The sequence below is a fragment of the Thioclava sp. ISO4 genome (assembly GCF_058105145.1).
This window is the reverse complement of record NZ_CM176571.1, coordinates 2368758-2382445: the sequence shown is the minus strand read 5'-3', so window position 1 is coordinate 2382445 and position 13688 is coordinate 2368758. Positions and strand designations below refer to the sequence as shown.

The following is a 13688-nucleotide window of genomic DNA, read 5'->3' as shown; positions in this document are numbered from 1 at the left end:
GTACCACCGAGGAGACCTGGCTTGAACGAATGGAACGCTCGCCGAGAGGCTTGGAATCCGCAGGGGGAAGACGCCCGGGATATCGGGGATGTCGACTATGGCCGGGTGATCCATTCGGCATCATTCAGACGGCTGCAGGGCAAGACCCAAATCCTGAATCTCGGAGACAGTGACTTTTACCGCTCCCGCTTGACACATTCTCTGGAAGTGGCTCAGATCGCGGGAGGGCTCGTGATCCAGCTCGCTAGAAGTTTCACCGATCACCCCGCCACGGCCGTTCTCCCAGACCGTAGCCATATCCATGCCATTGCCTGCTCACACGACCTAGGCCATCCCCCCTTTGGTCATGGCGGCGAAGTTGCGCTGAACTACTGCATGCGCGATGCACATGGGTTCGAGGGCAACGGTCAGACCTTGCGCCTATTGGCGCGGCTCGAGAACTTCTCTGCCGCTGCAGGTGCGAACCTGTCTCGGCGCTCCATGCTTGGCGTCCTGAAATACCCTGTCGCACTATCAGGGTTGCTGAACTCCGAGCTGCGCCCTCAGTTGCAGGATGGGCTTTCGGTTGTGCCGACCATTGACCTGAAAGCCTCGACACCGCCCAAGGGCTATCTTGATTGCGAAACAGATGTGGTTGACTGGATCTTGGATCCCCTAACCGATCCTGATCGGAAAGAGTTCACCCGCATCGAGAAAAGTGAAGGCAAACACGCCCGAACCCTGCACAAGTCGCTCGACTGCAGCATTATGGATCTCGCAGACGACATCGCCTATGGGGTTCATGATTTGGAAGACTCGATTGCCCTGCGGCTCGTTACGGAGCATCAGTTCAGGAAGCGAGTTCCCGAGGACGCCTGCGGCAGCTTTGTCGAAGAGCGGCGTCGGAAGGCCCAGACCGATAGCAATGCCCCTTATGAGGCCATGGTGGACGGGCTGTTTGGCGACAGTAATACACGCAAACGCTGGATCAGTCGGTGGGTAAACCATCTGATCACTGCCGTCAGATTTGTCGAGACGCCTGAATTCCAAGAGCCGTTGCTGCGCTGGCGCGTTGAGTTGCCGGAATATCATGCTCGCTTCCTGAGCGCTCTAAAGGATCTTGTCATGCAGGAGGTCATTCGCAGTCCGAGTGTGCAGCATTTGGAATTCAAGGGACAATCCATGGTCGTCTCGGTGTTCGAAGCAATGCAATCGGACCCGGAGCGATTACTGCCAATCGATGCCAATGTGGGTTTCCAGGCGTCAGGTGGCGACCTGCGCCACATCAGCGACTTCGTGGCAGGCATGACGGACACCTATCTGCTCAAGACCTATGAAAGGCTGTTCGCGCCAAGGATGGGCTCTGTGTTCGACAAACTCTAAGGCCTTCTCGTCCGCTTTCCGCCCATCGTGTCGATCGAGCGAGTTCCGGTCTCGGTTCCCGGCTGAATGTCCGCTTCCACGGCGCGGCCGGGATGCCTTTGCCACCGCGGCGGACGATCGCTTCCCGCCCTATTGGGCAGAAGAACGTTCTCGGCCCAAAGCTGCCATTCGCCGCTGATCGCGGGAATGGCAGCTCTTGGTTTAACTCGCGTCGATCAGTTCGGCATATTCGCCGCGCAATTGAAGCTTCACCGTCACGGGGCTTCCATCGCGGTTACGCCAGAACCAGCCGTGTTGGCCGTCGAAATCTGCGAGGATGCCCCCCTCTGATCCTGTCGAGCCACGTGCTTTCTCGTAGGTCGCCGACTCGCCCGAACCATGCCCGTGCATGTCGAAGTTCACGCGGCCACCTTCGACGATCATCCGGTATTGCGCGGTCTGCCCCTTGGTCATCAGCAGCTTCCACTCGGCCGACTGCCCGGGCTCCAGAGTGAAACTGATTTCGTCGCGCCATGGTTCGGCCTCTTCTGCATATGCCGCGCTCACGAAAAGGCCGAGAATACCGTCGATTAGGTTCGACTGGTCCTCGACGGCCGGGACCATGATGCGGTCCGCTTCGGCTTCTTCAGCCAACTGGGTCTTGATCTCTCCCATCTCGGTCAGTCCCAGCAAGCGTCCTGCACGGGTCGGATCGATCCCATATTCTGCCGGCAGGACGACGGTCACCAGAATGACCACGGCGGAGATGCCCGCGATGAGAGACGATTTGAGGAGCTGAGCCGAGCTCGGCAGCTCTTCGAGGGAAGGTCGATTTGAATTGAACATGTCAGGTCTCCTTTCAGGCGACGAAATAGCCGGTGATCTGGTAGCCCATGAGCACGAAGCCCAGGGTCATCATCACGACGTTTGCGGTGTAGGCTTGGCGCAGGAAGGCGGGGCTGCGACGCCAGTAGCCCATGACGATAAGGATCATGGCGAGCGCCATGATTTGGCCGATCTCGACCCCGACGTTGAAGGCGAGCAGATTGGGCAAAAGCCCGTCTTGCGCGATGTCATAATCGAGAATCTTCGTGGCGAGCCCGGTGCCGTGGAAGAAGCCGAAGATCAGCGTGGCGAGCTTGGTATTCGGCTGGAAACCGAACCAGCGCTGATAGGCGCCGAGATTGTCGAGCGCCTTGTAGGCCACCGAAAGCCCGATGATCGCATCGACGACATAGGCATTCACGCCCCAACCAAACCACACGCCCAGCAGCATCGTCGTCGAATGACCGAGGGCGAAGAGGCTCACGTAGAGGCCTACGTCTTTCATCCTGTAGAGGAAGAACACGACGCCGAGCAGGAAGAGGATATGGTCATATCCGGTCACCATGTGTTTGGCGCCCAGATACATGAAGGGGATCAGGTTCACGCCCCAGATTTCCTGGATATAGCCCGCGTCGCCTTCGGTGACGTTATGGGCCGAGGCAGCGCTCGCCCAGAGGCTCAGAGCCAAGTGGGCCGTAAGGATGGCGGTCGCGCGCCCTATGCGCATACGTCCGTCATCCGCAAAAGCGGAAGTCATTTCAGTCTCCTTGGATTGTCCGCGTTGTCAGTTAGGGATGGCCCGCGAGGAGCCAGCCTCACGCCCGCGGCGGACGATCCAGTCGGAAAACCGGTGGCGACCAATGAGACCGCGCAATCCCGCGCCAGGTCGCAAGGCGCGTGTGCTCTAATTGGCTGGAAGGACCACTCGGCAGAACGGCGTGACCGTGATCATGGTCAGCGCCCTCATGGTCATGGCCATGCAGAGCCCATGCGAGATCTTCTTCGAATCCGTGCGAGTGGCCGTGCTCTGCGATCATTTGCGCGTGATCTTGCAAGGTCTCGACGATCCTGGGGATGTGAGAGGCGCTCGGCATCACTGTCCAGAGGACGAGAGAAAGGCAAGCAGCCACGGCCGCAAGCCGTGCCGCGATGCGCGCTCCTCTTTCTTTCCAGCTCATCTTCGACGCTGCCTCACTCTGCCGATGCATCTTATGCGATGTCTTGCACTATCCTCCCGGGGAGGTTAGCCCATTGCTATGACAGAACCGCACCTCCACGCAAGTCATTCGAAAGTCGTAACCCGGCTGAAACGCGCCGAAGGGCACTTGCACTCGGTCATCAGCATGATCGAAGACGGGCGGCCTTGCCTTGAGCTTGCCCAGCAATTGCAGGCTGTAGAGCGTGCAATCCGGAGCGCCAAGCAGGCTCTGATCCATGATCATCTGGATCACTGTCTCGACGCAGAGGACGAAGCAGAGCGGGCGGAACGCAAGGCCATTTCCCGATATCTATGAGTGCCCCATGCTCTCCATCCTCGCTGACAGAACCTATCGCCATCTCTTCGCCGCGCAGATCGTAGCGCTTCTGGGCACCGGGCTCGCCACGGTGGCGCTCGGGCTGCTCGCCTATGATCTTGCAGGGGACAAGGCGAGTATGGTGCTGGGCAAGGTCTTTACGATCAAGATGGTTGCCTATGTCGGCATCGCGCCGGTCGCGGGGGCGTTTGCCGACCGGGTGAACCGGCGGGCGCTGCTCGTGACGCTCGATCTCGTCCGCGCCTGCGCGGCACTGGCACTGCCCTTCGTGACTGAAGTCTGGCAAGTCTACGTGTTGATCTTTCTCCTGCAATCGGCCTCGGCGGCCTTCACTCCGACGTTTCAGGCGACGCTGCCGGATGTGCTGCCGGAGGAAGAGCGCTATACTCGCGCGCTGTCTCTTTCCCGACTGGCTTACGACCTCGAGAATATCGTCAGTCCCACTCTCGCCGGGCTCCTCCTCGCGGTGATGAGCTATAACAGCCTGTTTCTCGGCACGGTCGCGGGGTTCGTAGGCTCGGCGCTGCTGGTCGTGTCGGTGATCCTTCCGAGCCCACAGGCTGCGACTCGGCGTGGTATCTACGATCGGACCACGCGCGGCATCCGGATCTACCTTGCGACGCCCCGGTTGCGGGGGCTTCTGGCTGTGAACCTGGCCGCGGCAGCAGCGGGCGCGATGGTGCTGGTGAACTCGGTGGTTCTGGTGCGCGGTGGCCTCCACCTCTCGGAAAGCGATCTGGCGTGGACGATGTTCGCCTTTGGGGCGGGGTCGATGCTGGCGGCTCTCGGCCTGCCGCGCCTCCTTGATCGTGTGGCGGATCGCCCTGTGATGCTGTCCGGCGCAGGAGTGATGATCGGCGCGCTCCTCGGCCTTGCCTTGGCCATCTCGGCGGTCGGGCTGAGCTGGCCCTTGCTTCTCGCCGCATGGCTGGCGACGGGCGTCGGATATTCAGCGGTGCTGACACCGTCGGGCCGACTCCTGAAGCGCTCGTCGCATTCCGAAGACCGTCCCGCGCTCTTCGCCGCGCAGTTCGCGTTGAGCCATGCCTGCTGGCTGGTGGCCTACCCGCTGTCGGGCTGGCTGATGACCGAATTCGGCGCGGTCCCGGCACTGCTCGGGCTGGCGGGGCTGGCAGCGCTTGGGCTGATCGTGGCGCTGCGGGTCTGGCCCTCTGGCGATCCGGTCACGCTGGAGCATCGCCACGACAATCTCGCGCCGGATCATCCGCATCTTCAGGGCCAACGCACGCATAGCCACGCGCTGGTGATCGACGACCTTCACCCGCATTGGGGCACCCGGTTCTGAGCTCAGGCGGCCTCGAGCGGCAGTTGCACGCGGGCGCGCAAGCCTCCTTCGACGCGGTTCTCCAAGGTGACATCGCCGCCATGAGCGCGCAGGATCGCCCGCGCGATCGACAGCCCCAACCCTGTGCCGCCGGTCTCGCGTGAGCGCGACGCCTCGAGCCGCGTGAACGGGTCGAAAACGCGCTCGAGGTCCTCGGGCGGTATTCCGGGACCGTCATCCTCGATGACGATCTCGATGGACTTGCCCATCGGGCGCAGCGTCACCTGCGTCGCACCGCCATAGCGTTGCGCATTCTCGATCAGGTTGCGCAAGGCACGCCGCAGCGGCGTGCGCTTGATCTCGGCGCGCAAGGGCGCGGCCTGTGTCAGCTGCACCTCCGGCCCCTGCGCGGATAGATCGCGCACCAGATCCGTGAGCAGCTCCGACAGGTCCACGCTTTCCAGAGGTTGGTCAGGGGAGACACCGCGTGCATAGGCCAGGGTCGCCTCGACCATCTCCTGCATCTCGTCGAGCGCCACCACCATGCGCTCGCGGGTCTCATCGTCATCCACCATCTCGGCGCGTAGGCGCAGCGCGGTGATCGGCGAGCGTAGATCATGGCCGAGCGCTGCGAGCATTCGAGTCCTGTCCGCGATCATCGCAGACAGCCGCGCCTGCATGCGTTCCAGCGCTTCCGAGAGCGCCTGAACCTCGCGCGGGCCATCGCGCGGCATTTCGGGCGGGGCCGCGTCGAGCCCGAACCCATCCGCGGCGGTTGCGAGCCTGCGCAGCGGGTCGGTGATCCGGCGCAGTCCGAACCAGAGCGCGGCAAGGATCAACAGGAGCGACAGGAAGGTGGTGCCGAGGATCACGGGAGGAAGCTGGAAATCGGGACGCTGAAACTCGGCGCGGGTGTTGAGCCACTGGCCGTCCGACAAGGCGATTGAGATCCGCAACTCCTCGGGCGCGATCCCGGCCGCCATCATCCGGTCGCGCAGCCAGGACAGCGCCTGAGGAGGCTCGGAGCGGCGCGCGCCATGGGGTGAGAGCGCCACTTCCTCGACTTGCAGGTTTCGATCCGTCCCGACGAGTTGCGTCAACTGGTTTGCCAGCGTTGGGGCGTTGCCGCGCGTAGCAAGCGGCGCGGGATCGGTGCTGAAGCGCACCAGCCGCGAATTGGCTGCCGCGAGAATGCCCGCGCGGCTTTCCTCTTGCGCGGCCTCGATGGCGTCCAGCACCACCGCGCTGCGTTCGAGAATCTCGGCCTGCTGCGCCGCCCGAACCGCCGCGCCGCGCTCGTCGGCGAAAAGCCAGAGGCTGAGCACCTGCGCCGCGACGAAGGCCACGATCACGAGCAGCGCAAGCTGACCGGTCAAAGATTTCGGACGGGGCGGTCTCATGTCACCTCGTGCACGTCGGCAGCAAGGCTGTAGCCCCCGGCGCGGATCGTCTGGATGATCTGCGGATGGGCCGGGTCAGCCTCGATCTTGCGCCGCAGCCGGCTCACCTGATTGTCGATGGTGCGATCAAAGACATCTGCCGTGCGCCCGCTCGTGATGTCGAGCAACTGATCACGCGAAAGCACGTAGCGGGGACGTTCGAGAAAGGCGGTGAGCAGCTTGAACTCGGCTGTCGTGAGCGAAACCGGATCGCGCCCCGCGCTATGCGTCAGCGCGCGCGTATCGGTATCGAGCACCCAGCCTGCGAATTCCAGCTTGCGCCCGCCAAGGCTTCCCGCCATCGGCTGGGCGCGCTCGGAACGGCGCAGGATCGCCTTTACTCGGGCCAGCAATTCGCGCGGATTGAAGGGCTTGGGCAGGTAGTCATCGGCCCCAATCTCGAGCCCGATGATGCGGTCAGTCTCTTCGCTGAGTGCGCTGAGCATCAGGATCGGCGGACCACCCGCTGCCGAGAGCCTGCGCGCGGCCGACAGCCCGTCCTCGCCCGGCATCATCACGTCGAGGATTACGAGGTCGAAGCGCCCGGCCTTCAGCGCCGCGTCCATCTCGGTCACGTCGCGCGCGGCCTGCGCGCGCATCCCGTTGCGTTCGAGATAGCGCGTGACGGCATCGCGGATCTCACGGTGATCGTCGACGACGAGGATATGGGGTTGCTCGCTCATGGCCCCGTCATAGCGCGATTTTGGACGCTGAGGTAAGGATTTGCGTCACGCTTCGTCGCAGGCGGCAGGTTTTGCGACAAACGGATACAAATCTCCCCCCGAACTGGCACACCCCTGCGACAGAGCTGCCCCATCTTGGCCTCATCGAAACGCGAAACCGAAGAGGCAAGACGATGAAACGCAAGACGATCCTGACCCTTGGTGCTGCCGCCACCGCCGCCGTGATCGGCGCCCTGTCCATCCCCGCCATAGCAGGGGGTTTCGGCCCGAACGGCAACTGGGGCCCTCAGCAGATGATGCGCATGATGCATGACAAAGGCGGTCCTGCGATGATGCAGCGCGCATCGTTCGGAAGCCACGGCCCGATGGGCGGCAATCCGATGACCGATAGCGCGCTCTACAAGTCTTTCGACACCGATGCCGACGGCGCGGTAAGCCCCGAGGAAGCCAAGGCAGGCATCGCCGCACTGCAGGCCAAGCATGACGCGGATGGCAATGGCACGCTGTCGCAGCCCGAGTTCGAGGCCCTGTTCGCCGAGGCGACCCGCGGCGTTGCCGAGCGCCCCTTCGCCATGCTCGACTCCGACAAGGACGGACAGCTCTCGGCCGAGGAACTGACCTTCCCGGTGCAGATGATGACCCGGATGCAGGCGATGCAGGCGTCCATCGCCGCGCCGACAGCTCCTGAGACCGCGCAATAAAACACCCTGAGAGCGGGCCGGATTGGCCCGCTCCACGGCTCAGAGAGGATGTGAAAGATGACAGTCAAAGGCTATTCCGTCACCCAGATCGCGCTCCACTGGGGCGTGGCCGCGCTGATCGCGGGGCAATATATCTTCAAGGACTCCATCGCAGGTGCCTGGAGCAAAATCCGCCAAGGCATCAGCTATGACTTCGAGCCGCTGATCCTCGCGCATGTCGTGGGTGGCGGGCTGATCCTCGCGCTGGTTGTCTGGCGTTTCGGGTTGCGGCTCAAGCGTGGCGCACCGCCCCCGCCCGAAAACGAACCCGGTCCGCTCAAGACCCTGTCGCATCTCGCACATTGGGCGTTCTACGCCTTGATTGCGGCAATGTCGGTCACCGGTCTTGCCGCTTGGTTCGGCGATATCGTCGTGGCCGCGCAGATCCATAACGTGCTCAAGGTCGCGCTGCTCGCGCTGATCGTCCTGCATGTGCTTGCGGTGCCGTTCCACCGCCTCGTTCTCAAGAACAACGTGATGGCGCGGATGATCCGTCCCGCACTCTGATCCCGACGACGCCCGTGCCCTCCACGCAGCGCTGTGGCGCGGGCCAATTGCCCCTGAAAAACAAAGGACACTTCCCCATGAAACTCCCGCTTCTCACCGCGACTTTCCTTCTTGCCGCAAGTGCAGCCCTCGCCCAGACCACGCCCGGCGATCAGTTCATGCAAGCCTGGGATCTCGACGGCAACGGCACCGCCACGCTCACCGAACTGCAAGAGATGCGCGGCAATGTCTTCACCAGCTTCGACGCCAATGATGATGGCGCTCTCGATGCCGAGGAATATGTGCTTTTCGACGAGGCGCGCGCGGCGGACGTTGCAAATTACCAGAACGCGCAACGCGCTCAGATGCAGAAAGTCGCCGATGGGATGAGCCTGCCGAACAGTGACCTCGACGGCGATGGCCGTGTCAGCCGTGACGAGTTTCAGGAGGGCACGAAGGCCTGGTTCGTGAAACTGGACAAGAACGGTGACGACGGCATCACGCTCTCGGATTTTGGGATAAAGTGAATGCCGAAGACGGGGCGAGCGCCAACACTGACGCACAGGCGCTCCCTCCCGACTTTAGCTCGAACCGGACTTTCGAGGCGAGCGCAGCGAATGTCCGGTTCCCGCCCTGAGCCGACCTTTAGCCCTGGATCAGAATGTTGCAGCGCAGCTGACCTGCCTCGTGTTCCGCCAGGGCGCACAGCCCGATACTCTGATGCCAGTCGAGGCATTCAGATTAACAGCTTAACCCGAGCAGATCCCGATGGGCGATACAGCCCCGCCGGCCCCAATAGTTATAAAGGCTGGCGGTTTCTGCCCGCCAGCCGCTTTGCCGCTAGTCTCGGTCCGGCGCTTGCCTCAGACCTCAAAAGGCAATCCTAATACCATATCTGTGGTGAAGAGGCTTTCGGCTGCACATAGTGCGTCCGCGTTCAACTCTTGCGTAGCGAGAACAGCTAGACGCTTCTTCGGTCGCGACAGCGCGACGTATAAGAGGTTGCGGGCGCGGTAGTAACCGGCTTGCTGCGCCGGTGGAATCTTGCCTGTATGGATTTGTTCAAGCAACCTAGGCCAGTTGTACTGGTTCCAGCCACCGCTCAAGATTACAAGAACATTTGTAAACTGTGCTCCCTTGACGCTGTGCTGCGTCGCGAATGGTGTCGAGCCACTCACATACCGTTCAACCGCCAAGATTTCTGAGTAGCTTGTGTTACGAAGTTCCCGCTGCCGTAGCGAGGAGGCGGATTCTTCTTCCTCTCCATCGGGATCGAATTCGTTCAACGCGTTCTCTTTGGCAATAATCTTATCATTGAGACGCGGGCGACGCGTTTCCTTCAGGTGGTCTAGGACTTGACCGACTGTTCCATGCTGCCTCAGGGCGATCAATGTCTCCATGTCATTGCGCCAAGCTTCTTTGTCAGCAACCGATTGGATGGTGGGAGCCTTCCCCAAGAGACGAAACATTTCGCCAAAACGACGCTCGGAAAATGAAACGCAAAGAGGTTCAACAACATCAATTAAAAAGGAAATAGTAGCATCTTCTTTCTTGGCGAAAGCTTCGTTTCTTTTAAATATGCGTGCTATATTTGGATAACCCTGCTTTGCTGCAATTGAATTGTGCGTGAGCATCAAAACCTTGGTGGTCTTAGGAGAAAAATCCCAGCCTTCTTTGATGAGCATTGCCCGCACTCTCTCAATGGCCTGAGCGTGTTCTTCTTCTGGAAGTTCGTTCTTCGCGTGAGCTGAACTCACGCGATCGCCAGTGTAGCCGTTGCAATGAAAGAAGCGCGCCTCTCCGGTCGCTTGCGGGTCTTCCACCTCTTGAGCCAATTCCGGACGGAGGCGGTTAAGAACGTTGACGATAGGAGGCACTGATCTGAAGTTTGACTTCTTATCAATACCCACAACATTTTCGAATTCAGCGAGCTCGAAGTCCTTCCTATAAATCGTCTGCCAGTGATCGCCGAAAAGGCCGACAATCGGGCCCGATCCGACCTTGAAGAAGTTCTCCGACAGTGACTCCATTATTGCAGGATCGGTGTCCTGATATTCATCTATAAATAGGATTGGGTAGTTGCTCTTGAAAATCTTCTTCGTCTTTTCATTGCTGAGGATAGCCGCGAGGAGCCGCGGAACGTCGTCGTGACTTAGCATGATTTTTTCGTCATCAATGCTGAAAAAGCCAAAGCTGTAGTCCACTCGCTGCCCGGATATCCCCCCGGCTTCCTCGATCGCTTCCTGGCGCTCAGGCAGCGCTGCGACGAGAGACCGAAGCTCCTTTTGAAAGCGCGATATGAACGACCAGCCAAAACCATGGATGGTGTTCACCAAGATTGCCGGGTGTTCCGCGATGTCTCGCGCAATCTCGTCCCTTGCGACCTCTGTATATGTAATACAAGCAACCTGTTGCCCGGCTTGTATGAGGGATTTGCCTCGCTCGGAGATGATCTTCTTGAGCGCTTCCACTAAGGAATAGGTTTTACCCGCACCTGCGCCGGCTTCGAGGCGAAAGCTTCGTTTCTCTTCCAAGCACTGTTCGACGCGCGCCTGCGCTTCTTGCGCCGCCTTAACCGCGGGTGACAGTTCTATGGTCATGCCACTTCCTCTTCCGCTCGCGGAACTTCTTGAGGCTCGGCAGCGGGAGGTGGGGGCAAGGCGAGCCAAGCGAGGCCGTCTCTGATATACTTAGGTATCGCCCAATCGACCTCCATGAGTGCGAAGCGGATGGCCTCTTCCGATTTTCCGAAGCGTTTCGCTTTGTCCCACGCATTGGCAGCGGCATGCTCATCATCGGCGATCGCGAACTGCTCCAAATTCGCCAAAATGAGAGCGTCTTCATAGCTTCTTGCGCAGTGCTCGGAGTCATCTTCCGGGGTTTGGTACGCAATACGGTAGAAAGCTCGAGTTTTTTCTTCTGGTGTTTTGGAGAGGAGCTTTGCTACGGAAATTTCATTGTCGCCAAACCAGTTTTTAAGCGAACTGTTGGAAGTCCTCTCGCCCTCAATACAAAGACATTTTCGATATTTACTGTCTTCTAGACGGACTGCGTCGATATCCGTTATTATCAAAGACTTAAGCTCCAAGTACTCTATGAGCGGGAAGAACTTTTGTGCATACGCTCCGCCAATTTCCATCGTCGTGATGTATTGGCTTCCGAGCTTAGCGGATTCTTTCGCGCCCTTGTCGGTCATTTCAATAATGCGGGGCATAAGGATTCGCTCAGTTGCACCTTCAACAAGAATGGCTTTGTCAGCAAAGTAGAGATCGCATTTTGTAAGCGTCATGTACTGCTGTAGGAACTTTCTATCGTCCGCAGGTATCGTATTGGCGCCTTTACGAAAATCCTTTACTTTCGTGCGGCGGAAACCGTCAGTGTCAGACGGTACACTCAGGAAATAACGAATTGCGTCAAACTGGGCGGCGTTTGCCAGGTGAGAGGAGTGTGTCGAGACGATAAACTGAACCTGCCACGCAGGTTCTTCAGGGAACTTTTTCGAGAGCTCTGATACTGCCTCATTCAACTTGGCGATGAAGACTTCTTGCATCTGTGGATGCAAGTGGGCTTCAGGTTCCTCGATGAACACTATGTGCGAAATCGGTCTAGTGGGGGTCGCCCGGTAGGATTTGTGAAGTGCTTCGAGCTGCAAGAGGATATAGATGAGGTTGCGGGTTCCCAAACCATTGTAACCCTCTGGCAAGTGTACGCCGTCGGCCCCAGTGTAGAGAATCTTAGTGTTGTCGGTGAGCAGCTTTTCAGCATCGATACTGGTCTGAGGCATCAGTTCGGTATCGTTTAGGCTTGGGAATCCAAAGAGACTCAGAGCCGGAAGTAGACCTTTGAGTTGCGTGTCGAAGCCGCCTTGAACCGCTCCCTCGAGCTTGCTGACCGAAGCCTTGAGTTGGGCAACAATGTCCTTGTCATCCTGCGATGCTTCGAGGTGACTAGCTGTTTTGAACAGTTGGCTCAGCAGCTTCCCGATTACGTCGGGGTCGTGCTTCGTCGTCACATCAAGAGTGCGTTGTGCCTTGACGAAACCAGCTTGAATTAGCTGTGCGAGAGCAGATGTATTTTCGAACTTTCGTACATTGGTGTCGTCTGTCGGATCTACAGCAAACACTTGGATCGAATACGCGACAGAAATCGCGTCGCGCAAATGGCTGAATAGCGCAACAGTCGCACTCTTTTCTTCGGCTTCAGCTTGCTCAATTAGCGGGGCGGGGACATCCAAAAGGTTAGTAGAGGTCGCTAGACTGGCAGAGTAGACGATTCGAACAATCGAAGTCGTGCAGGCCGGATCGAGATCAATAATAAACGGAGATAGTGGGCCGAGGTCGCCATCATGGTTCTCGTAATTGAAAACAAGCTCTAAGGTGATACTTGGCAGAGCGTTGAGGATATCAACCGGTTGGGATTGTCCCTCGTCGTAGAGGCGTTTGGCTTCAGTGAATTTTGATCGCAAAGCGCCTGAAAAGTCTTCAAGTCGAAACTGACCTGCGCTGTTTCCCAAAAATTTTTCAAAAATTTCGGTTAGTGAAGTCTTCCCGCTGTTGTTCCTTCCCACAATCACAGTCGAACCAGATTCAACGGCAATTTCGGCGTCTTCGAGGAGCCGGAAACCTTGTACGCGGATATTTGAGAGCTTGATCATAAAAACCATCCAAATTTTGTCCCGGCAGAATTGCAGCCCGACACGATGCATGTCACCCCTGAGCTGTTAGGTTTCTGCAGCCTTCTTGCAGTGAGGGTTTATGGATGTGGTTCTGATGCAACACCGCTCTTGGCATGGAGAGCGCAGTGCTACTGACCTGCCCCCCTTGGGTCCCTCGTTCATAACGAGAGTCTGCAGGTTTGTGTGCTCCGCTCCCCAAGGTTGGATCACCGGAAGCTAGAATTTCCCGGCTCTGATCACGATGGCGGGCTGGCTGCGCCATCGGGAAAATGCATGGCGATCGGGACGTTGTATCCGATCGCGCTGTGAGGTCGGTCCTCGTTGTAGTGTCGACGCCAATCCTCCAGCTTTTCGCGGGCGTCGGCAAGGCTCATGAACCAGTGGGCATTCAGGCACTCCGCCCTGAGCTTGCTGTTGAATGCCTCGATGAACCCGTTGTCGGTGGGTTTGCCGGGCCGCGAGAAGTCCAGAATGACCTCGTTGGCATAGGCCCAGAGATCGAGGTCGCGGGAGATGAACTCGCTGCCGTTGTCGACCCGGATCGTCCTGGGATAGCCGGTGCGGGCACAGACGCGTTCCAGGGTCTGGACAACGTCCTCGCCGCGGTAGGCGAAGCGGGGATCGGTCGCCGGACTGAACCTCGAATGGGTGTCGACAATGGTCAGGATGCGGAGCTTCG

At 59.2% G+C, this 13688-nt stretch carries 12 protein-coding genes and 1 pseudogene; 6 read left to right on the top strand and 7 right to left on the bottom strand.

The genetic code is table 11. The annotated features are described in order from the left end of the window. Positions 1-21 precede the first annotated feature (21 nt). Positions 22-1362, top strand: a complete 1341-nt coding sequence (locus AC2TZ7_RS11765) for an anti-phage deoxyguanosine triphosphatase (RefSeq protein WP_489864365.1) — start codon at positions 22-24, stop codon at positions 1360-1362. Positions 1363-1563: 201 nt separating this feature from the next. Here the strand turns inward: AC2TZ7_RS11765 and AC2TZ7_RS11760 are convergent, their stop codons facing one another. Together AC2TZ7_RS11760 and AC2TZ7_RS11755 are read right to left on the bottom strand one after the other, a co-directional pair. Continuing rightward, the gene (locus AC2TZ7_RS11760) at positions 1564-2187 is read right to left on the bottom strand and encodes a transmembrane anchor protein (RefSeq protein WP_489864364.1); all 624 of its coding nucleotides are present in this window, start codon (positions 2185-2187) and stop codon (positions 1564-1566) included. 13 nt (positions 2188-2200) lie between these two features. After that, positions 2201-2893, bottom strand: a complete 693-nt coding sequence (locus AC2TZ7_RS11755) for a HupE/UreJ family protein (RefSeq protein ID WP_489866810.1) — start codon at positions 2891-2893, stop codon at positions 2201-2203. A gap of 529 nt (positions 2894-3422) precedes the next feature. Between AC2TZ7_RS11755 and AC2TZ7_RS11750 the strand changes: the two genes are divergently transcribed. Together AC2TZ7_RS11750 and AC2TZ7_RS11745 are read left to right on the top strand one after the other, a co-directional pair. Continuing rightward, entirely contained in the window at positions 3423-3680 is a 258-nt protein-coding gene (locus tag AC2TZ7_RS11750; protein ID WP_489864363.1) for a metal-sensing transcriptional repressor, read from the top strand. A 7-nt stretch (positions 3681-3687) separates the two neighbouring features. Then, a complete protein-coding gene (locus tag AC2TZ7_RS11745) occupies positions 3688-5007 on the top strand; it encodes an MFS transporter (protein WP_489864362.1) in 1320 nt (439 codons plus the stop codon). Positions 5008-5009: 2 nt separating this feature from the next. Here the strand turns inward: AC2TZ7_RS11745 and AC2TZ7_RS11740 are convergent, their stop codons facing one another. Beyond that, positions 5010-6386 (bottom strand): ATP-binding protein, encoded by a 1377-nt coding sequence (locus tag AC2TZ7_RS11740; RefSeq protein ID WP_489864361.1) that lies wholly within the window; start codon positions 6384-6386, stop codon positions 5010-5012. Further along, positions 6383-7108 (bottom strand): response regulator, encoded by a 726-nt coding sequence (locus AC2TZ7_RS11735; RefSeq protein WP_489864360.1) that lies wholly within the window; start codon positions 7106-7108, stop codon positions 6383-6385. Before AC2TZ7_RS11735 ends, AC2TZ7_RS11740 begins: the two co-directional genes overlap by 4 nt. 173 nt (positions 7109-7281) lie before the next feature. Between AC2TZ7_RS11735 and AC2TZ7_RS11730 the strand changes: the two genes are divergently transcribed. From AC2TZ7_RS11730 to AC2TZ7_RS11720, 3 genes are all read left to right on the top strand, one after another. Further along, positions 7282-7809, top strand: coding sequence for an EF-hand domain-containing protein (locus tag AC2TZ7_RS11730; RefSeq protein WP_489864359.1), 528 nt, complete (start codon positions 7282-7284; stop codon positions 7807-7809). 57 nt (positions 7810-7866) lie between these two features. Further along, the gene (locus AC2TZ7_RS11725) at positions 7867-8355 is read left to right on the top strand and encodes a cytochrome b (protein ID WP_489864358.1); all 489 of its coding nucleotides are present in this window, start codon (positions 7867-7869) and stop codon (positions 8353-8355) included. A gap of 77 nt (positions 8356-8432) precedes the next feature. After that, on the top strand, positions 8433-8861 hold the full coding sequence (locus tag AC2TZ7_RS11720; RefSeq protein ID WP_489864357.1) for an EF-hand domain-containing protein: 429 nt from the start codon (positions 8433-8435) through the stop codon (positions 8859-8861). Between the two features lie 336 nt (positions 8862-9197). Here the strand turns inward: AC2TZ7_RS11720 and AC2TZ7_RS11715 are convergent, their stop codons facing one another. From AC2TZ7_RS11715 to AC2TZ7_RS11705, 3 genes and pseudogenes are all read right to left on the bottom strand, one after another. Further along, a complete protein-coding gene (locus tag AC2TZ7_RS11715) occupies positions 9198-10934 on the bottom strand; it encodes a UvrD-helicase domain-containing protein (protein WP_489864356.1) in 1737 nt (578 codons plus the stop codon). Further along, a complete protein-coding gene (locus tag AC2TZ7_RS11710) occupies positions 10931-12988 on the bottom strand; it encodes an ATP-dependent nuclease (RefSeq protein ID WP_489864355.1) in 2058 nt (685 codons plus the stop codon). The genes AC2TZ7_RS11715 and AC2TZ7_RS11710 overlap by 4 nt, the downstream gene beginning before the upstream one ends. Positions 12989-13245: 257 nt before the next feature. Continuing rightward, positions 13246-13686: pseudogene (locus tag AC2TZ7_RS11705) on the bottom strand (integrase core domain-containing protein); the annotation flags it as partial. Positions 13687-13688 lie beyond the last annotated feature (2 nt).

Bases quoted from the DNA above. Each gene is read 5' to 3' on its own strand.
- AC2TZ7_RS11760 (WP_489864364.1), bottom strand. From the start codon at position 2,187: ATGTTCAATTCAAATCGACCTTCCCTCGAAGAGCTGCCGAGCTCGGCT.
- AC2TZ7_RS11755 (WP_489866810.1), bottom strand. From the start codon at position 2,893: ATGCGCATAGGGCGCGCGACCGCCATCCTTACGGCCCACTTGGCTCTG.
- AC2TZ7_RS11750 (WP_489864363.1), top strand. From the start codon at position 3,423: ATGACAGAACCGCACCTCCACGCAAGTCATTCGAAAGTCGTAACCCGG.
- AC2TZ7_RS11745 (WP_489864362.1), top strand. From the start codon at position 3,688: ATGCTCTCCATCCTCGCTGACAGAACCTATCGCCATCTCTTCGCCGCG.
- AC2TZ7_RS11740 (WP_489864361.1), bottom strand. From the start codon at position 6,386: ATGAGACCGCCCCGTCCGAAATCTTTGACCGGTCAGCTTGCGCTGCTC.
- AC2TZ7_RS11735 (WP_489864360.1), bottom strand. From the start codon at position 7,108: ATGAGCGAGCAACCCCATATCCTCGTCGTCGACGATCACCGTGAGATC.
- AC2TZ7_RS11730 (WP_489864359.1), top strand. From the start codon at position 7,282: ATGAAACGCAAGACGATCCTGACCCTTGGTGCTGCCGCCACCGCCGCC.
- AC2TZ7_RS11725 (WP_489864358.1), top strand. From the start codon at position 7,867: ATGACAGTCAAAGGCTATTCCGTCACCCAGATCGCGCTCCACTGGGGC.
- AC2TZ7_RS11720 (WP_489864357.1), top strand. From the start codon at position 8,433: ATGAAACTCCCGCTTCTCACCGCGACTTTCCTTCTTGCCGCAAGTGCA.
- AC2TZ7_RS11715 (WP_489864356.1), bottom strand. From the start codon at position 10,934: ATGACCATAGAACTGTCACCCGCGGTTAAGGCGGCGCAAGAAGCGCAG.
- AC2TZ7_RS11710 (WP_489864355.1), bottom strand. From the start codon at position 12,988: ATGATCAAGCTCTCAAATATCCGCGTACAAGGTTTCCGGCTCCTCGAA.